This is a genomic window from Mycolicibacter sinensis (assembly GCF_001673565.1).
GTDB lineage: Bacteria > Actinomycetota > Actinomycetes > Mycobacteriales > Mycobacteriaceae > Mycobacterium > Mycobacterium sinense_C.
The window spans coordinates 1-17,818 of record NZ_LZMF01000094.1 but is presented as its reverse complement, the minus strand read 5'-3'; the positions used below and the strand labels follow the sequence as shown (position 1 = coordinate 17,818).

At 68.0% G+C, this 17,818-nt stretch carries 19 protein-coding genes and 1 pseudogene; all 20 read right to left on the bottom strand.

Annotated features, from left to right (window positions below):
* Positions 1-9: 9 nt before the first annotated feature.
* On the bottom strand, positions 10-309 hold the full coding sequence (gene nuoK, locus A5648_RS14440; protein ID WP_065025215.1) for an NADH-quinone oxidoreductase subunit NuoK: 300 nt from the start codon (positions 307-309) through the stop codon (positions 10-12).
* Entirely contained in the window at positions 306-1,112 is an 807-nt protein-coding gene (locus tag A5648_RS14435) for an NADH-quinone oxidoreductase subunit J (RefSeq protein ID WP_065025214.1), read from the bottom strand. The genes nuoK and A5648_RS14435 overlap by 4 nt, the downstream gene beginning before the upstream one ends.
* Positions 1,112-1,681, bottom strand: coding sequence for an NADH-quinone oxidoreductase subunit NuoI (gene nuoI, locus A5648_RS14430; protein WP_065025213.1), 570 nt, complete (start codon positions 1,679-1,681; stop codon positions 1,112-1,114). Before nuoI ends, A5648_RS14435 begins: the two co-directional genes overlap by 1 nt.
* The gene (nuoH, locus tag A5648_RS14425; protein ID WP_065025212.1) at positions 1,674-2,909 is read right to left on the bottom strand and encodes an NADH-quinone oxidoreductase subunit NuoH; all 1,236 of its coding nucleotides are present in this window, start codon (positions 2,907-2,909) and stop codon (positions 1,674-1,676) included. Before nuoH ends, nuoI begins: the two co-directional genes overlap by 8 nt.
* Positions 2,906-5,308, bottom strand: coding sequence for an NADH-quinone oxidoreductase subunit G (locus tag A5648_RS14420; protein WP_065025211.1), 2,403 nt, complete (start codon positions 5,306-5,308; stop codon positions 2,906-2,908). Before A5648_RS14420 ends, nuoH begins: the two co-directional genes overlap by 4 nt.
* Positions 5,305-6,642, bottom strand: a complete 1,338-nt coding sequence (nuoF, locus tag A5648_RS14415; protein ID WP_065025210.1) for an NADH-quinone oxidoreductase subunit NuoF — start codon at positions 6,640-6,642, stop codon at positions 5,305-5,307. Before nuoF ends, A5648_RS14420 begins: the two co-directional genes overlap by 4 nt.
* A 14-nt stretch (positions 6,643-6,656) precedes the next feature.
* Positions 6,657-7,430 (bottom strand): NADH-quinone oxidoreductase subunit NuoE, encoded by a 774-nt coding sequence (gene nuoE, locus A5648_RS14410; RefSeq protein ID WP_065025242.1) that lies wholly within the window; start codon positions 7,428-7,430, stop codon positions 6,657-6,659.
* Positions 7,431-7,474: 44 nt separating this feature from the next.
* The gene (gene nuoD, locus A5648_RS14405) at positions 7,475-8,779 is read right to left on the bottom strand and encodes an NADH dehydrogenase (quinone) subunit D (protein ID WP_065025209.1); all 1,305 of its coding nucleotides are present in this window, start codon (positions 8,777-8,779) and stop codon (positions 7,475-7,477) included.
* A complete protein-coding gene (locus A5648_RS14400) occupies positions 8,779-9,480 on the bottom strand; it encodes an NADH-quinone oxidoreductase subunit C (protein ID WP_065025208.1) in 702 nt (233 codons plus the stop codon). The genes nuoD and A5648_RS14400 overlap by 1 nt, the downstream gene beginning before the upstream one ends.
* Positions 9,477-10,031 carry a NuoB/complex I 20 kDa subunit family protein gene (locus tag A5648_RS14395; RefSeq protein WP_065025207.1) on the bottom strand — a complete coding sequence of 185 codons (555 nt, stop codon included), beginning with the start codon at positions 10,029-10,031 and terminating at the stop codon, positions 9,477-9,479. Before A5648_RS14395 ends, A5648_RS14400 begins: the two co-directional genes overlap by 4 nt.
* A 22-nt stretch (positions 10,032-10,053) precedes the next feature.
* A complete protein-coding gene (locus A5648_RS14390) occupies positions 10,054-10,431 on the bottom strand; it encodes an NADH-quinone oxidoreductase subunit A (RefSeq protein ID WP_065025206.1) in 378 nt (125 codons plus the stop codon).
* A 219-nt stretch (positions 10,432-10,650) separates the two neighbouring features.
* Positions 10,651-11,055 (bottom strand): response regulator transcription factor, encoded by a 405-nt coding sequence (locus A5648_RS14385; RefSeq protein WP_109470797.1) that lies wholly within the window; start codon positions 11,053-11,055, stop codon positions 10,651-10,653.
* A 97-nt stretch (positions 11,056-11,152) separates the two neighbouring features.
* Complete coding sequence (locus A5648_RS24680) at positions 11,153-11,497, bottom strand: DUF6285 domain-containing protein (RefSeq protein WP_065025204.1); 345 nt, start codon at positions 11,495-11,497, stop codon at positions 11,153-11,155.
* The gene (locus A5648_RS14375) at positions 11,494-12,477 is read right to left on the bottom strand and encodes a phosphotransferase family protein (protein ID WP_065025203.1); all 984 of its coding nucleotides are present in this window, start codon (positions 12,475-12,477) and stop codon (positions 11,494-11,496) included. Before A5648_RS14375 ends, A5648_RS24680 begins: the two co-directional genes overlap by 4 nt.
* Complete coding sequence (locus A5648_RS14370) at positions 12,474-13,715, bottom strand: acyl-CoA dehydrogenase family protein (RefSeq protein ID WP_065025202.1); 1,242 nt, start codon at positions 13,713-13,715, stop codon at positions 12,474-12,476. The genes A5648_RS14375 and A5648_RS14370 overlap by 4 nt, the downstream gene beginning before the upstream one ends.
* 24 nt (positions 13,716-13,739) lie before the next feature.
* Positions 13,740-14,354 (bottom strand): TetR/AcrR family transcriptional regulator, encoded by a 615-nt coding sequence (locus A5648_RS14365; protein WP_082966504.1) that lies wholly within the window; start codon positions 14,352-14,354, stop codon positions 13,740-13,742.
* An 8-nt stretch (positions 14,355-14,362) separates the two neighbouring features.
* Positions 14,363-15,268, bottom strand: coding sequence for a hydroxymethylglutaryl-CoA lyase (locus tag A5648_RS14360; protein WP_065025200.1), 906 nt, complete (start codon positions 15,266-15,268; stop codon positions 14,363-14,365).
* On the bottom strand, positions 15,265-16,476 hold the full coding sequence (locus tag A5648_RS14355) for a CaiB/BaiF CoA transferase family protein (protein ID WP_065025199.1): 1,212 nt from the start codon (positions 16,474-16,476) through the stop codon (positions 15,265-15,267). The genes A5648_RS14360 and A5648_RS14355 overlap by 4 nt, the downstream gene beginning before the upstream one ends.
* Positions 16,473-17,657, bottom strand: coding sequence for an alpha/beta hydrolase family protein (locus A5648_RS14350; protein WP_065025198.1), 1,185 nt, complete (start codon positions 17,655-17,657; stop codon positions 16,473-16,475). The genes A5648_RS14355 and A5648_RS14350 overlap by 4 nt, the downstream gene beginning before the upstream one ends.
* Positions 17,654-17,818: pseudogene (locus A5648_RS23415) on the bottom strand (homogentisate 1,2-dioxygenase); the annotation flags it as partial. The pseudogene A5648_RS23415 and the gene A5648_RS14350, both read right to left, overlap by 4 nt.

Genomic DNA, 17,818 nt, shown 5'->3' with positions numbered 1-17,818 from the left:
TTCCCACTCCTAGCCGCGCAGTAGGTTCGCGTCGTCGACCGACACCGATCGCCGGGCCCGGAAGATCGTCATGATGATGGCCAGGCCGATGACCACCTCGCAGGCGGCGACGACCATCGTGAAGAACGCCACCATCTGGCCGTCGAGCTCCGAGTGCAGCCGGGCGAAGGTGACGAACGCCAGGTTGGCGGCATTGAGCATCAGCTCGACGCACATGAACATCACCAACGCGTTGCGCCGCAACATCACTCCGGTGGCGCCCAGGGTGAACAGCATCGCCGACAGGTAGAGATAGTTCTCCGGATTCACTGGCCCGACTCCTCCCCGGTTCCCGCGTGCGCCGCGTTGCCGGTGGCGCCGACCCAGCGGTGTTGCAAGGTGTCCGACACCGACAGTTCCGAGTAGGACCCGTCGGGCAGCCGTGCGGCGATGTCGACGGCGTTGTGGCGGGCGTAGACGCCCGGCGTGGGCAGCGGCGTCGGGCGGTGGCCGGCCTGGAATCGCCGGATGGACAGCTCCCGCTGCGTCATCCGGGGTTGCAGGCGCTCGCGATGCGTCAGCACCATGGCCGCGACCACCGCGGTGATCAGCAATGCACTGGTGAGTTCGAACGCCCAGAGGTAGCGGGTGAAGATCAGCACCGCGAGTCCCTCGACGTTGCTCTGGCCGACCTCGGCCGAGCTGCCGGTCGCCGCGGCGGGAGCGCCGATCCGGCGCAGGTGTACGGTGGCGCCGCCGATTCCGGCGATCAGCAGCACCCCGAATCCGATACCGGCGAGCGTCGAGGCGATCCGCTGGCCACGCAGGGTCTCCACCAGAGACTCGGCGGAGTCGACGCCGATCAGCATCATCACGAACAGGAACAGCATCATCACCGCGCCGGTGTAGACGACGATCTGCACCACGCCGAGGAACATCGCGTCCTGGACGAAATAGAACACGGCCAGAGCGAGCATCGTCATCGCCAGGAACAACGCCGAATACACGGCCTTGGCGGCGGTGACGACTCCGACCGCACCGATCAGCGCCACGGCGCCCAGGACCCAGAACGTCACCGCCTCTCCGGTGGAGGTGCGGACGACGATGTCGGCGGCAAGCAGCGTGGCGTCCATCAGGCCTTGCCCTGTTTCTTGCGGTCGAGCATGACGAACAGATCCGGGTCCTCATCGAGTCCCTCGGGGCCGACCCGGCCCAGGTAGTAGTCCTTGTCGGTCGCGCCGGGCGGCATCGGGTGCGGCGGCGCGGTCATGCCGGGCTCCAGCGGTGCCAGCAACTGGTGGCGTTCCAGGATCAGGTCGGCGCGATTGTCGGCGGCCATCTCGTAGTTGTTGGTCATGGTCAGCGCGCGGGTGGGGCAGGCCTCGATGCACAGGCCGCAGCCGATACAGCGCAGGTAGTTGATCTGGTAGACGCGGCCGTAACGTTCACCGGGGGAGAAGCGTTCGTCGTCGGTGTTGTCGGCGGCCTCGACATAGATGGCGTCGGCCGGACAGGCCCAGGCGCACAGTTCGCAGCCGATGCACTTCTCCAGTCCGTCCGGGTGCCGGTTGAGCTGATGGCGCCCGTGGTAGCGCGGCGCCGTCGGCTTCTTGTGCTCGGGGTAGCCGTCGTTGATCGGCCGTTTGAACATCGTCTTCCAGGTGACGCCGAACCCGGCCAGAGCGTCTCTGAGCTTAGCCATTGACATCCTCCTTGACCCGCGGTGAATGACGCTGCGGCAGCGGTGGCGTCGGGAACGATCCCTCGGACGGGGTCAGTGCGGTGACGGGCGGTGGCGCGGGTTCGGCCCGCCGGGTGTTCACCGCGCTGAAGCGCCGATGCAGACCCATCAGCACCACCAGCGTGGTGAGCGTGCTGATGGCTATCAGCACGATTTGCCAGTGCTGGTAGCCGTCATTGCGCAGGCTGCGCATCACCGCGGCGACCAGCACCCAGACCAGCGCCAGCGGGATCAGGATCTTCCAGCCCAGCGCCATGAACTGGTCGTAGCGCAGCCGGGGCAGGGTGGCCCGCAGCCAGATGTAGATGAAGATGAAACCCCATACCTTGGCGGTGAACCACAGCAGCGGCCACCATCCGGAGTTGGCGCCGGCCCACAGGTTGATCGGGAACGGTGCGTGCCAGCCGCCGAAGAACAAGGTGACGGCGAGCGCCGAAACCGTTGTGACGTTGATGTATTCGGCGAGGAAGAACAGCGCGAACTTCAACGACGAGTACTCGGTGTGGAAGCCGCCGACGAGCTCGCCCTCGGCCTCGGGCAAGTCGAACGGCGCCCGGTTGGTCTCGCCGACCATCGCGGTCACGTAGACCACGAACGACGGCATCAACAGGAAGGTGAACCACATCCGGTCCTGGGCGGCCACGATGCCCGAGGTGGACATCGTGCCGGCGTAGAGGAACACCGCGGCGAACGACAGCCCCATCGCGACCTCATAGGAGATCACCTGGGCGGTGGAGCGGATACCGCCCAGCAGCGGGTAGGCCGACCCCGACGACCAGCCGGCCAGGATGATGCCGTACACCCCGATCGACGACATCGCCAGGATGAACAGCACCGCGATCGGCAGGTCGGCCAGTTGCAATGCGGTGCGATGGCCGAAGATGCTGACTTCCGGCCCGAGTGGCATCACCGCGAACGCGGTGATCGCCGGCACCGTCGAGATGACCGGAGCCAGCACGTAGATCGCGCGGTCGACGCCGACGGGCGTGATGTCCTCCTTGAGGGCCAGCTTGATGCCGTCGGCGAGGCTCTGCAGCCAGCCCTTCGGACCCACCCGGTTGGGGCCGGGCCGCATCTGCATGCGCCCCAGCACCTTTCGCTCGATGACGATCGCGAACAGCACCGTCAGCACCAGGAATCCGAAGATGCCCAGCACCTTGACCAGCATCAGCCACCAGGGATCGCTCATGGTCTGCGTCCAATCCGTACCACCGCACCCGGGCCGACCCCGAGATTGCGGTGCACCGCTGAGTCAGAAGAATTCATCGGCAACCACACCACCCGGTCCGGCATCTCGGTGATGACCAGCGGCAAGGTGATGTCGCCCTGCTCGGTGCTGACCGTGACCGGATCGCCTGGCGCGGCACCGATCTCGGTAGCCGTCGGCGCCGACAGTCGGGCCACCGGCTTGCGGGCGGTGGCGGCCAGGTTCGGTTCACCGGCCTGCATCAGGCCGTTGTCCAGCAGCATCCGCCAGCTGGCCAGCACGGCTTCGCCCGCCTCGGGCTGCCCCGGAGCGCCCGGCGGCACGTCGGGGGCGGCTGCCCGCTCGCCGTCCCAGGCGCCCAGCCGGGCCAGCTCGTCGCGCGCTGCCTCCACAGTGGAAAGCCCCAGCGCGACGCCCATCTCCTCGGCGAGCGCATCGAGCACCCGCAGATCCGACAGGGTGCCGCGCTCACCCAGCGCGACACCGAACCGGCGGGGGCGACCCTCCCAGTTCAGGTAGGTGCCGGACTTCTCCACCGCCGCCGCGCTCGGCAGCACCACGTCGGCGCGCTCGGTCACCTCGCTGTGCCGCAACTCGATGCTGACCAGGAATTCGACCGCGTCCAGGGCGGCCAGCGCCGCAGCCGGGTCGGCCAGGTCAGCCGGTTCGACCCCGCCGACCACCAGCGCGCCCAGTGTCCCGTCGGCGGCGGCCGCCAGGATGGCGTCGGTGTCGCGCCCGGGCTCCGACGGCAAGTCGTCGAGACTCTGGAGGCCCCATGCCTGTGCGACCTCGGCCCGCGCCGCGGCCTCGCCCAGCGGACGCCCGCCGGGCAACAGCCCGGCCAGGGCACCGGCGTCCAGGGCGCCGCGCTCTCCGGCACGACGCGGCACCCAGGCCAGTCGTGCCCCGGTCGCCTCGGCCAGTCGGACCGCCGCGGACAGTGCGCCGGGCGAGCCCGCCAACCGCTCGCCGACCAGCACCACCGCACCGGGCTGGCGCAGCAACTGCCCGAGGTCCTGGTCGTCGTGCAGACTGTCCAGCACCGCCGCCTCGCCGCCTGGCACCGCGGGCAGCAAGGTGCCGAACATCTTGGTCAATGCGCGGTCGGCGAACGGCGCGACGGAGAACACCCGGGTGTGCTTCTTGCGGGCGGCTTTGCGCAGCCGCAGGAAGATGATCGGCGACTCTTCCTCGGGTTCCAGGCCGACCAGCAGCACCGTGGGAGCGGCTTCCAGGTCGGCGTAGGTGATCCCGATGCCGCGCCCGGCCACCCGGGCGGCCAGGAACGCCGCCTCCTCCGCGGACTGGGTACGCGCCCGGAAGTCGATGTCATCTCCATGCAACGCCACCCGGGCGAATTTGGCGTAACCGTAAGCATCTTCAGCGGTCGTCCGGCCGCCGACCAGCACGCCGGTGCGTCCGCGTGCGGCGGCCAATCCGCGCGCCGCCACCGCCAGCGCGTGTGGCCACGAGGTGGGGACCAGGTTCCCGTCGTCATCGCGCACCAGCGGGGTGCCGACCCGGTCCGGTTGGACGGCGTAGGTGAACGCCCAGCGCCCCTTGTCGCAGTTCCACTCTTCGTTGACGTTCGGGTCGTCGCCGGCCATCCGGCGCATCACCTTGCCGCGACGGTGGTCGGTGCGCTGGGCGCAGCCGGCCGCGCAGTGCTCGCAGACACTGGGTGTGGACACCAGGTCGAACGGGCGGGCCCGGAACCGGTAGGAGGCGCCGGTGAGCGCGCCGACCGGGCAGATCTGCACAGTGTTGCCGGAGAAGTACGAGTCGAACGGCGTCTCGGTGTAGATCGCGACCTGCTGCAGGGCGCCGCGGTCCATCATCTCGATGAACTTGTCCCCGGCGATTTCGTCGGAGAACCGGGTGCAGCGTGCGCACAGGATGCAGCGGTCCCGGTCGAGCAGGACCTGGGAGGAGATGTTGATCGGCTTGGGATAGGTGCGCTTGGCCTCTTCGAAGCGGGTCTCGGTGCGGCCGTGGGTCATCGCCTGGTTCTGCAGCGGGCATTCGCCGCCCTTGTCGCAGGTCGGGCAGTCCAGCGGGTGGTTGATCAGCAGCAGTTCCATCACCAGGTGCTGAGCCCGGTCGGCTTCGGCGGAGGTGTGCTGGGTGCGTACCACCATGCCGTCGGCGGCGGCGACCGCGCAGGACGGCTGCGGTTTGCGCTGGCCCTCCACCTCGACCATGCACTGCCGGCACCAGGCGACCGGATCCAGCAGCGGGTGATCGCAGAACCGCGGGATCTCGATACCCAGCTGCTCGGCGGCCCGAATGATCAAGGTGCCCTTGGGAACCGTGATCTGCCGGTCGTCGATGGTGAACGTCACCGACTCCTGGCCGTCGGCCTGAGGGGGTTGAGTCACGCCACACCGCCGTGAGATCCGTTAGGCACGAACATGCTCGCTTTCGGGTCGAACGGGCAACCCCCGTCAAGGTGGGCGATGTATTCGTCACGGAAGTACTCGATCGACGACTTCACCGGCATCGCCGCACCATCGCCCAAGGCGCAGAAGGACTTTCCGAACAGCACGTCGGCGATGTCGAGCAAGGTGTCGAGGTCTTCGCGGGTGCCGCGGCCGGTCTCGAGGCGTTCGTAGATCGGGACCAGCCAATAGGTGCCCTCACGGCACGGGGTGCACTTGCCGCAGGACTCATGCTTGTAGAACTCCGACCAGCGCATGGCCGCGCGCACCACGCAGGTGGTCTCGTCGAAGATCTGCAGGGCCTTGGTGCCCAGCATCGATCCGGCCGACGCCATGCCCTCGTAGTCCAGTGGGATGTCGAGGTGTTCTTCGGTCAGCAGCGGTGTCGAGGATCCGCCCGGCGTCCAGAACTTCAGCCGATGCCCGTCGCGGATCCCGCCGGCGTACTCCAGCAGCTCACGCAGCGTGATGCCCAGCGGCGCCTCGTACTGGCCGGGCCGGTTCACATGCCCGGACAGCGAATACAGCGTGTAGCCGCGGGACTTCTCGGTGCCCATCGAGCGGAACCACTCCGCCCCGTTACGCAGGATCGACGGCACACTGGCGATCGATTCGACGTTGTTGACCACCGTCGGTGAGGCGTACAGGCCCGCGACCGCGGGGAACGGCGGCCGCAGCCGCGGCTGGCCCCGGTAGCCCTCCAGCGACTCGATCAGCGCGGTCTCCTCGCCGCAGATGTAGGCGCCGGCCCCGGCGTGCACCGTGATGTCCAGGTCGAATCCACTGCCGTCGATGTCGGTGCCCAACAGCCCTGCTGCGTACGCCTCGGCCACCGCGTTCTGCAGCCGACGCACGATCGGCAGCACCTCGCCGCGCACGTAGATGAAAGCGTGCCGGGCGCGGATCGCGTGGCAACAGATGATCATGCCCTCGATGAGCACGTGCGGCGTCGCCAGCAACAGCGGCATGTCCTTGCAGGTGCCGGGTTCGGACTCGTCGGCGTTGACCAGCAGGTAATGAGGTTTGGCTGCGGCGCCTTGATCACCTTGCGGCACGAACGACCACTTGGTCCCAGTGGAGAACCCGGCGCCACCCCGGCCGCGCAGCCCGGATTCCTTGACCAGCTCGATGACGTCGTCGGGTTTCATGGCCAGCGCCTTGCGCATGCCGACGTAGCCGCCGTGCCGGCGGTAGGTCTCCAGCGTCCAGGACTCCGGATCGTCCCAGTAGCTGCTCAGAACCGGGGTCAGGGCGGTCGCCGCGGTGGGCGGCATCGGTGGGGGAGACGTCACTGTTGGCCCCCGTCCGCGTCGGACTCCGGCGCGGCCATGCCGTGCTCCTGGGCGAAGCGCAGCCCCGCCAGCGTCGGCCCGGCCGGTCCGCCCTGACCGTCGTCCGGACGCCCATCGGCGAATCCGGCGAGTACCCGGGCGGTTTCGCGGAAGTTGGTCAGCGGCAGCCCGCGGCTGGGACGCACCTCGGCACCGGAACGCAGCGCATCGGTGAGGTCGCGCGCCGACTCCGGTGTCTGCTGGTCGAAGAACTCCCAGTTGACCATCACCACCGGCGCGCAGTCACAGGCGGCGTTGCACTCGATGCGCTCCAGGGTGACCTTGCCGTCGGCGGTGGTCTGCTCGTCATTGACGTCCAGATGCTCCTTGAGGGCGTCGTAGATGGCGTCGCCGCCCATCACCGCACACAGCGTGTTGGTGCACACGCCCACCAGGTAGTCGCCGGTCGGTTTGCGCCGGTACATCGAGTAGAACGAGGCGACCCCGGCGACGTCGGCGCGGGTCAGCCCGAGCACGTCGGCGACGAACGACATGCCGGCCGGGGTGATGTAGGAGTCTTCGGCCTGCACCAGATGCAGCAGCGGCAGAATCGCCGAACGCGGCTGCGGGTAGCGGGCGATGATCTCCTTTGCGTCGGCCTCCAACCGGGCCCGGACCTCCTCGGAGTAGGCGCGCGGCGCATCGGGGTGGTTGAACTGGTTGGGTTCCTCCGGTGGGCGGCCCAGCTGCAGGAAGACCCGCTTGCCGTCGGTGCCCGCGGTTGTTGGCATCAAGCGGCCCCGCCCGGTCTTCTCGGGCTGACCGTTCGTCTGGCTCACCGGTCCACCCCGCCCATCACCGGGTCGATGCTGGCGACCGCGGCGATCACGTCGGCGATCAGTCCGCCCTCGCTCATGGCGGCGACGGCCTGCAAATTGGTGAACGACGGATCCCGGTAGTGCACCCGGTAGGGCCGGGTGCCGCCGTCGCTGACCATGTGCACCCCGAGCTCGCCGCGGGGCGACTCGACCGAGACGAACACCTGACCCGGCGGCACCCACAGGTCCTCGGTGACTCGCTTGAAGTGGTGGATCAGCCCCTCCATCGAGTGGCCCATGATCCAGCCGATGTGCTCCTTGGAGTTGCCCTGGCCGTCCGGCCCCACCGTCAGGTCGCCCGGCCAGGCGATCTTGCGGTCTTCGATCATGACCGGTCCGGGCCGCAACTTGTCTAGACATTGCTCGACGATTTTCAGTGACTCCTTGATCTCCGCGATGCGGATCAGGTAGCGGCCGTAGGCATCACAGCCGTCATCGGTGATCACCTCGAACTCGTAGTCCTGATAGCCGCAATACGGCTCTTCCCGGCGGACGTCATAGGGCAGGCCGGTGGACCGCAGCACGGGGCCGGTGATGCCCAGCGCCATGCACCCGGTCAGGTCCAGGTAGCCCACGCCCTTGGTGCGGGCCTTCCAGATGTAGTTGTCGGTGAGCAGGTCCTCGATGTCCTTGAGCCGCTTGGGCATCAGCTCGAGGAAGTCGCGGATCTGTGGGATCACCTCGTCGGGCAGGTCCACCGAGACCCCGCCGGGCCGAATGTATTGGTGGTTCATCCGCAGGCCGGTGATCGTCTCGAAGATGTCGAGCACCAGCTCGCGTTCCCGGAACCCGAACAGCATCACCGACAGCGCACCGAGTTCCATGCCGCCGGTGGCCAGCGCGACCAAGTGCGAGGAGATCCGGTTGAGCTCCATCATCAGCACCCGGATCACGTTGACCCGCTGCGGAATTTCGTCGGTGATGCCGAGCAGTTTCTCCACTCCGAGGCAGTAGGCGACCTCGTTGAAGAACGGCGACAGGTAGTCCATCCGGGTGACGAAGGTGACGCCCTGCGTCCAATAACGGGCTTCCAGGTTCTTCTCGATACCGGTGTGCAGATAGCCGATGCCGCAACGGGCTTCGGTCACCGTCTCACCGTCGAGTTCGAGGATCAGCCGCAGCACGCCGTGCGTCGAGGGGTGCTGGGGCCCCATGTTGACGACGATGCGTTCGCCGGGGTCGGCGGCCTTGGCCGCTTCGACCACCTGCTCCCATTCCTGCCCGCCGACGTTGAGGACGGTGCGGGGCGTCTCGGTGCTCATTACTTGTAGGCCCTCCGCTGGTCCGGCGGCGGTATCTGTGCGCCCTTGTACTCGACCGGGATACCGCCCAACGGGTAGTCCTTGCGCTGCGGGTGGCCGTGCCAGTCATCGGGCATCTGGATCCGGGTCAGGGACGGGTGGCCGTCGAAGATGATCCCGAAGAAGTCGTAGGTCTCCCGTTCGTGCCAGTCGGTGGTGGGATAGATCCCGTACAGCGAGGGAATGTGCGGGTCGGCGTCCGGGGCAGCGACTTCCAGCCGGACGCGGCGGCTGTGGGTGATGGACCGCAGCGGGTAGACCGCGTGCAGCTCGCGGTCGGTGTCGGCGGGGTAGTGCACGCCGGAGACCCCGAGGCTCAACTCGAAGCGTAGCGCCGGTTCGTCGCGCAGCAGCTGAGCGACCGCCGGCAGCTGTGCCCGGTGCACATACAGGGTCAGCTCGTCGCGGTAGACGACTACTTTCTCGACGGCGTCGGCGAATTCGACGCCTTCGCGCTGCAGCGCCGCGGCGAGGGTGTCCACGAGTTCGTCGAAGTACCCGCCGTAGGGCCGTGGCGTTTCACCGGGTAGCGCGGCCTCGGCCACCAGCCGCCCGTAACCGGACGTGTCGCCGGAGCCCGTCGCACCGAACAGGCCGCGGCGGACCCTGATCACGTCTTCGCTGTCGCCGCGGTCGTCACCGTCGACAGTGCCCTGGCTCACCGCAGCAACCCCCTCATCTGCCACGTGGACGGGGCCGACAGGGCCGCCTCCTCGGTCGCGGTGATCACCTGCTCCCGGTTGGCGCCCAACGGCATCTCGCGAATCTTCTCGTGCAGCTTGAGAATTGCGTACATCAGCATCTCCGGCCGGGGCGGGCAGCCGGGCAGATAGATGTCGACCGGGACGACATGGTCCACCCCCTGCACGATGGCGTAGTTGTTGAACATCCCGCCCGAGGAGGCACATACGCCCATCGACAGCACCCACTTGGGTTCCACCATCTGGTCGTAGATCTGCCGCAGCACCGGCGCCATCTTCTGGCTGACCCGGCCGGCCACGATCATCAGGTCGGCCTGGCGCGGCGAGGCCCGGAACACTTCCATGCCGAACCGGGAGATGTCGTAATCCGGCGCCATCGACGACATCATCTCGATCGCGCAACAGGCCAGACCGAAGGTCGCCGGCCACAGCGAGCCTTTGCGGAAATAGCCGGCCAGGTCCTCCACGGTGGACAACAGGAGACCGCTCGGCAGCTGCTCTTCTAGTCCCATATGTAAGCCCGCCTACTCCCACTCAATCCCAATTCAGGCCGCCGCGCCGCCAGACGTAGGCGTATGCGACGAAGACGACGGCGGCGAACAGCACCATTTCGATGAGGGCGAACACCCCGAGCTTGTCGAAGGCGACCGCCCAGGGGTAGAGGAAAACGATTTCGATGTCGAAGACGATGAACAGCATCGCGGTCAGGTAGTACTTCACCGGGAAACGCTGACCGGGCGGAGCGTGCGGCCCGCTCACCGGCTGGTCGGTAGGTTCGATCCCGCACTCGTAGGCTTCCAGCTTCGCCCGGTTGTAGCGCCTCGGGCCGACCAGTGGCGCTATGACCACAGAAAATACGGCGAAACCGGCGGCCAGCGCGGCGAGCACCAAGATCGGCATGTACAGGTTCATACGCGGTGACGTAGTTCCCTTCCGGGCGTCGATGTGAGTTCAGGCACAGCCTAGCTCGCAGCAACCGGGCGGTCGGGAAGAATCCGAAATTGGCGGCAACTGTGACCGGCGTCACCTACTGCAGCGGTCAACGGCCACAGTGCAATTCGCTTCTGAGGGCGCCCTAACCCCGGCGGTTAGCGAGGCTCGACGGAGGAGAGCCGAAGCTGGACCGCCGCATCAACTCGCCGTCGGCGTGCGCAGCAGACCCAGCACCGCGCGGCTCAGCGCCATCGGGTCGACCGGATGTGCCAGCGCAGCGTCGGCGTGCGACCATCGCGCCAGCCAGACGTCGTCGGCGCGGCCGGTCAGAACCACGATCGGCGGGCAGAGCGCGATCTCATCCTTGAGCTGTTTGCAGATGCCCATTCCGCCGGCCGGGGTGGCCTCCCCGTCCAGGATGGCGAGGTCGATGCCCCCGGCGTCCATCTGCCGGATCACCACCGGTTCCGTCGCGACTTCGACATAACTCAACTTCGGCAGATCCGGGTGCAGTTGCTTACCCAATGCGGTCATGACCCGGTCGCGGGTCGCGGCGTCGTCACTGTAGACCAGGATCCGCAGCGTGGCGGTGGAGGCAGACACGCAGCAGATGCTACTGCTCACCGGACGCCCATAGGCGGGTTTGACCGATGGCCGTCGAACCGACTGCCGCGCAGTGACTCTAAGCGTCTAGCGGTCGCTAAAGGTCATAGCCGGGATGGTCGATTGACAACCGGTGCCGGACCAGGGCGTAGAGGCAGGCGGTGAGCGCCTCGGCCCGGTCGTCGAGTTCACCGGCCCGGATGGCGGTTGCCAGCGCGGCCTCATCGGCGAAACCCAGTCCGGCCAGCGCCTGCGCCGGCGCATCTGCAAACCCGTCGCTCAGTTCCCGTTCGACGATGCGTAGCGCGTTGGCGGCCACCCGGGCGTGGAATCTGACCTGGCTCTCCGTGGCGGCGTCGCCGTCGCGGTTCGCAAATGCCGTGCCGAGGAATTCGGCGACCGCGGTCACGAGTTCGGCGGCGGTGGGGCGGCGGCCGGTCACGCGTGCACCCCGTCGAGCAGTCGCAGCAGGTCCCACTCGGTTTCGGAGACCCGCCGCCCGATCGTGGCCAGCTCCACCGAGCGGGCCTGCCCGCTCAGATGGCGTTCGGCCTGGTAGCGGCAGATGATTCCCCACCGCAGCGTGCCCAGCGTCAGCCACCAGTCGAACCGCCGACGGTCGACCTCCGTGCCGGCGGCCAGCTCATAGGCAGCCAGAAACGCCTCGATCGCCCCCAGCCCGCCGGCGCCGCGGTCGATCGGCGCACCGAACCGCCAGGCCCGCAGGCAGAACCAGGCCAGGTCCTCGCAGGCGTCGCCGAGGTGCACCAGCTCCCAGTCCAGCACTGCCGCCAGCTCGGCGCCGTCGACGATCAGGTTGCCCATCCGGAAGTCACCGTGCACCAGCTGTGGCTGGGCGACCGGCGGCCGGTGGGCCTCCAGCCAGCGAAACGCCCACTCGAAGGGGGCGGTGGTGTCGTGCATCGCGTCGAGCTGGTTGCGGCAGGCAACGAGCTGGTCTTCGGCGCTCAGCGCGATCCCGGCGGGGTCGGCGCGGTGGATGGCGGCCAGCGCCTGCGCGCACTGCGGCAGCAGGGCTTCGCGTCCGGTGTCGCCGAGCTGGCGGTCGATGCGCCGAACCACCGTCTCGCCGGCGACCGCATCGCAGATCAGAAACGGATTGCCCAGTGCGGCAGCAGAATTGTCTGCCAACAGGACGGTCGGCACCGGGGCACCGGCTTGCCGTGCGGCGCGTTGGGCGTGTGCTTCCAGCTCCATGCTGGCATTGCTCTCATCGGGCGGTCCGGTGCGCAGGATCAACGCTCGTCGCCCGGAGGCTTCCACCGTCTTCATGACCGCGTCGAACGCCCAGGTGGTTCGACTGGCACCGCCGGTCAGGGCGCGCAGGCCCTCGATGGTGACCGGACCCAACACCGGCGCCAGCACCTGCGAAAGCCGGTCGGCCAGCTGCTCGGCGGTCATCGCCGGCGGTCGAATCCGAACAGTCGCTGCGCGACCCGGCGGATCTGGATCTCCTCGGCGCCCTCGGTGATCCGGTAGCGGCGGTGATGCCGGTAGATGTGCTCGAACGGTTCGTGGCGGGTGTAGCCGATCCCGCCGAAGGTCTGGATGGCCCGGTCGGCGGCGTCGCACACCAGCCGGTTGGCGCGATAGTTGGCCATCGACACCTTGTCGGAGACCTCCAGGTGGTGGTCGCGGTCTAGATGCCAGGCCGCGTAGTACACCAGCAGCCGCACCATCTGGGCTTCGGTGGCCAGCTCGGCCAACGGCCACTGCACGGCCTGGTTGACCGACAGCGGCTTGCCGAACACCACCCGTTGGGTGGCGTACTCGGCGGCCCGGTCGATGCAGTACTGGGCAGCACCCAGGCTGGAGGCGGCCTGGCGGATCCGGTTCTCGTGCAGGAACGTCTGGGCTACTTCCAGCCCGCGATCCACCTCGCCAAGCACCGCCTCGGCCGGAACCTCGACGTCGGTGAGCTCGACCTCGCCGTGGTCGGTGGGCATGTTGAACGTCCACCAGTAGAACGGCACGCGGAAGCCCGGTGTGTCGGTGGGCACCAGGAACGCGGTGATGCCGCGCGCCGAGCCGGGGTCACCGGACGTGCGGGCGAAGACCAGGTCGTGGGTGGCTCGGTGCACTCCGGTGTTGAATCGCTTGGCGCCGTTGATCACCCAGCCGTCGTTGGCGGGCTCGGCGCGGGTTTCCATCCAGGTGGCGTCCGACCCGTGGGCCGGTTCGGTCAGCCCGAACGCCATCGACCGTTCACCGGTGATGAGGGCTTGCGACCATGCCCGGCGCTGCTCGTCGGTGCCGAACCGCTCCATCATGATCACCTGCGGGAAATTCCCGACGATCGACGACTCGTCCTGCAGGTCGTTGTGCAGGCCGAGGCCCTTGTGGGCCAGGTGTTCCCGGATCACCGCCATGTCGACGTTGGTTCCGTCTCGGCCACCTAGGGAGGCCGGCAACCCGTACCGCAGCCAGCCGGCCGCGTCGGCGCGGCGGCGCATCTCATCGAGCAGCTCTTCCCACTCGCGTCGCGGGACTCCGCCACGTTCCACGTCGGTGCGGGCGAACTCGCGCCGGTGGTCGAAATACTGCATGTGCTCGGCCTGCAGCGGTGCGATCTCGCGCTCGATGAAGTCGTCCATCTCGGCGAGCACACCGGGAAGATGTTCGGGCAGTGTGAAATCCATGGCGATTCCTTCAGTTGTCAGCGATCAACGGCCGTACAGGGTCTTTCTCCAGATCGTCGACAGCGTCTCGACGGCGTCGCTGTCACTGATCCGCCATCCCGGCCCAGACGGGCCGACGAACACGACGGTGAAGTTCTCGAACAACAGCGCGATGGCCGCCGCGATGTGGTCGGGGTCGAGCTCGACGCCGTAACCCTGCTGCTGTGCACGCCGCACCGAGGCGGCGACGATCTCCATACCGAACCGCCGGAACTCGTTCTGCAGCGCGGCGAATCGCTCGCTGGTCGCCGCCAGCTGCGCGACTGCGATCATGACGCCGATGTTCGGCTTGAACATAGCCCAGTAGGCGCTGACCACCGACGAGAAGAACTCGGTGTCCTCCGGGGATTCCGGCAGTCGCATCTTGAACCCGGACGGCTCGACCACCTGGGTGAGAAAGGACTCGGCCAACGCGGCCAGCAGATCTTCCTTGTCGCGGAAGTACCGGTAGAGCACCGCCGTGGACTTTCCGGCGGCCGACGTGATGTCGGCCAGTGTTGTGCCGTGAAAGCCGCGTTCGGCAAACAGTTCTCGGGCTGCCTGTTCGATCGCACCGCGCGTCAGGCGTCCCTTCGAACTGAGCTCACGCTGGGTGGACATCGAGGCGCTCAGACCCGCTTCCGGTCTCCGGCGGCCAGCAGAGCGCTGGGCAGCTCGTGGCCGACCACCCTGCTGGCCACGCCGGCCGCGGCGATCGCGGCATCCAGATCGATACCGGTGTCGATGCCGCTGTCGCCGAGCAGGTAGGCCAGGTCCTCGGTGGCGATATTGCCGGTGGCGCCAGGGGCGAACGGGCAGCCGCCCAGGCCGCCGGCCGAGGCGTCGAGCCGGGTGATTCCCGCCTGAACCGCCGCGTAGGCGCAGGCCAGCCCGGAGCCGCGAGTGTTGTGGAAGTGCGCTCCCAGCGGGATGTCGCCGATGATCGGCTGCACCGCTGCGATCAGGTCGGTGACCCGCCGGGGAGTGGCCGTGCCGATGGTGTCGGCGATGGCCAACCGGTCGATCCCGAAAGCGCTTGCCGAGGCGACGATGTCGGTGACGCGGCCGGGCTCGGTCGGACCTTCGAATGGGCAGTCCCAGGCGGTGGCGATAATGACCTCGACCGAGGCTCCGGCGTCATGGGCGATACCGGCGATGTCGGCGATCGCTGCGACGGCCTGGGCCGTGGGACGCCCGACGTTGGCGGTGCTGAAGGCATCCGAGGCGCACACCACGTACTCGAGGGACTTCAGCCCGGCGGCTATCGCCCGGACTGCGCCACCGGGGCTGGCGACCAGCGCGGAGAACTCCAGCGCGGGGTAGCGCCACAGCTCGGCGGCCAGCTCGGCCGCATCGGCGAGGGCCGGGACCTTGGTCGGGGAGACGAAGGAGGTCACCTCGACCTCGCGCACGCCGGTGGCCGCGATCGCGGCCAATAGTTCGAGCTTGGCGCTCAACGGGATCGGCGCTTCGATCTGCAGACCGTCGCGCAGCGCGACCTCACGGATCGCGACCTGGCTGGGCAGTGTGCTCACAAAACCCCCTCGGTGCGTAGGGCGTCGATCTCTGCGCTGCTCTTGCCGAGCAGACCGGCGTAGACCTCGTCGTTGTGCTGGCCGGGTCGAGCTGATCCGGCGTTGCGGATGGTGCCCGGGCTCTCCGAGAGCACGGGCATGACGCCGGGTCCCAGCACGGTGCGCTCGGCGCCCTCGTCCCAGTGCTCGGCGAGCATGCCGCGTGCCCACAGTTGCGGGTCTTTGACGACCTCGGCGACGGTGTTGATGGGCCCGGAGATCACGCCGGCATCGCTGAGCGTCGCGATGATGGCGTCGGGCGCCCGCTGCGCCGCCCAGTCGCCGATGATCGCGTCCAACTCATCCTGATTGCGGCCGCGCGCACCGTGGTCGGCGAAGCGCGGATCGGTGATCAGCTCGGGCCGTCCCATGGCCTGGCAGAGCCGGGCGAACACGGTGTCCTGGTTGGCGGCGATCACCACCCAGCTGCCGTCGGCCGACTGGTAGATGTTCGACGGGGCGATGCCTTCCAGCCGGGTGCCTGACGGTCCGCGCACCACGCCGCCGACGTCGTAGTCGGGGATGGTGGATTCCTGGATGGCCAAACAGGATTCGGTGAGGGCGACATCGACCACCTGGCCTTCGCCGGTGACCGTGCGACGGTAGAGGGCGGCGAGGGCACCTTGGGCGGCGAACATGCCCGCGAGGCTGTCGCCGAGGGACAGGGCCAGCCGTGGCGGCGGACCGCCGGGAAACCCGTTCATGTGCCGCAGCCCGCTCGCTGCCTCGGCGACCGAGGCATAGCCGGCCTTGTGGGCATCCGGTCCGGTCTGTCCGTAGCCGGAGACCCGCACCAGGATGATTCCCCGATTGCGCTGACGCAGGGCGTCAAAGCCCAGGCCCCAGCGCTCCAACGTGCCGGGGCGGAAGTTCTCCACGATGATGTCGGACTTGTCGACGAGCTCGAGGAACAGTTCGCGGCCGCGTCCGGTCCGCAGGTCGAGGGTGGCGGCCTTCTTGTTGCGGGCGTGCACGGTCCAGAAGAAGTGGTGCCCGTCGAGCTCGGCCTGTCCCCAGGTGCGCAGCGGATCGGGTTTGCCGGGCAACTCGATCTTGATGACCTCGGCGCCCATGTCGCCGAGGAGTCGCCCGGCGAACGGCCCGGAGATGAGCGTGCCGAGCTCCAGAACCCGGATTCCGTCGAGCGCACCCGCGGGAGTTGGCGTCATACCGTCGAGCCTACGAAATCATGCTCGGCCAGCCAATCACTGACGATCGTCACGGCCTGCCGCAGCGCGTCACGCTGATCCGGCCCGGCGTAATAGTGGTTGGCCCCGGGGATTTCGTGCATTGCCTTGTCGCTGGTGCCGATCGCCTCGAAGAGCCGGCGGGTGTGGCTGGGCGTGCAGGCGTCGTCGGCCATGTTGCCGATCACCAGGGTGGGCACCGCGATGTCGCGGCCGCAGTCCACTCCGTCGCCGTTGGCGTCGTCGTAGCTCCACTGCGACAGCCAGCTGCGCAGCGTGCAGAACCGCGCCAGACCGACCGGGCTCATGTTCACCACCTGCGGATCGCCCAGATAGCAGCTGCCGGGGGTGCGGTCGTTGGGGTCCACCGCCGGATCCAGCCAGCGCGGGTCGGCCATGGTGCCGTGCACCACGAACGCGAACTCGTCATCGGGGCGGCCGCTGCTTTGAAGTTTGGCCAGCTTCGCCTTGACCCAGGCGGTGATCCGGCGGTTCCGCTCGATCTGGGCCTGGCGGTAGCGGTCCAGGAATTCTTCGGTGTACGGCGGCTGGTTGGGGTTGTCGGGGTTGTAGAGATCCAGCTCCGGGTCCCGCCTGGTCGGATCGGATTCGTCGAGGATCGAGGCGTCCAGCCATTCGGTCATGGTGCCGTGCCGACTGATGTGCGCGGCCAACAGCATGATGCCGTCGGCGGGGATCAGCCCGAGCTTGGTCAGGTCGGGGCCATCGCCGGACGGGCTGGCCGTCACCGTCGGATGCTGCGCCTGCTGCTGGTAAAACAGCGACAGCGAGCCGCCGCCGCTCCAGCCGGCCAACACCACCTTGGAATAGCCGAGCCGATTCTTGGCGTCTTTGAGGCATTCCCCGAGGTCTTCGACCACCTTCTCCATCAGCAGTGCGGAGTCCGTGCCGCGGAATCGACTGTTGCAGTAGATGACATGGTGGCCGGCGCGGGCCAGCGCGTTGACCATCGGCAGGTAGGCGCCACCGCCGATCGGGTGCATGAACACCAGCACGGTGTCGCTCGAGTTGTTCTTCGGCCGCAGCAGGTAGCTTTCCAGCACCACCAGTTCGGCGACGCCGCCGTAGACGTCTCGGACACCGGAATTGTTCTGGTAGGCAACCAGATACGGGATGCGTTCGTAGTCGTGCTTGGTGCTCATGCGTGCTGTCCTAGGTCGTGGGCGAGAACTTCCGGTGACGGGGTGAGCCGACGGCGGGTGTCGATGGCGATCACCTGCCAGTCGACGCGCTGGTAGTCGTCGAACTTGCGGCGGGCGCGTTCGCGGGCCTTCTCCGGCGCGCCGTGATGCACGCCTTGCGG

Excerpts from the sequence above, each read along its gene's own strand:
- nuoI (WP_065025213.1), bottom strand. The coding sequence starts at position 1,681 with ATGGCTAAGCTCAGAGACGCTCTGGCCGGGTTCGGCGTCACCTGGAAG.
- nuoF (WP_065025210.1), bottom strand. The coding sequence starts at position 6,642 with ATGCCGCCCACCGCGGCGACCGCCCTGACCCCGGTTCTGAGCAGCTAC.
- nuoE (WP_065025242.1), bottom strand. The coding sequence starts at position 7,430 with ATGCCAACAACCGCGGGCACCGACGGCAAGCGGGTCTTCCTGCAGCTG.
- A5648_RS14375 (WP_065025203.1), bottom strand. The coding sequence starts at position 12,477 with ATGACCGCCGAGCAGCTGGCCGACCGGCTTTCGCAGGTGCTGGCGCCG.
- nuoH (WP_065025212.1), bottom strand. The coding sequence starts at position 2,909 with ATGAGCGATCCCTGGTGGCTGATGCTGGTCAAGGTGCTGGGCATCTTC.
- A5648_RS14365 (WP_082966504.1), bottom strand. The coding sequence starts at position 14,354 with ATGTCCACCCAGCGTGAGCTCAGTTCGAAGGGACGCCTGACGCGCGGT.
- A5648_RS14355 (WP_065025199.1), bottom strand. The coding sequence starts at position 16,476 with ATGACGCCAACTCCCGCGGGTGCGCTCGACGGAATCCGGGTTCTGGAG.
- A5648_RS14370 (WP_065025202.1), bottom strand. The coding sequence starts at position 13,715 with ATGGATTTCACACTGCCCGAACATCTTCCCGGTGTGCTCGCCGAGATG.
- A5648_RS14350 (WP_065025198.1), bottom strand. The coding sequence starts at position 17,657 with ATGAGCACCAAGCACGACTACGAACGCATCCCGTATCTGGTTGCCTAC.
- A5648_RS14435 (WP_065025214.1), bottom strand. The coding sequence starts at position 1,112 with ATGGACGCCACGCTGCTTGCCGCCGACATCGTCGTCCGCACCTCCACC.
- nuoD (WP_065025209.1), bottom strand. The coding sequence starts at position 8,779 with ATGAGCACCGAGACGCCCCGCACCGTCCTCAACGTCGGCGGGCAGGAA.
- A5648_RS14390 (WP_065025206.1), bottom strand. The coding sequence starts at position 10,431 with ATGAACCTGTACATGCCGATCTTGGTGCTCGCCGCGCTGGCCGCCGGT.
- A5648_RS14395 (WP_065025207.1), bottom strand. The coding sequence starts at position 10,031 with ATGGGACTAGAAGAGCAGCTGCCGAGCGGTCTCCTGTTGTCCACCGTG.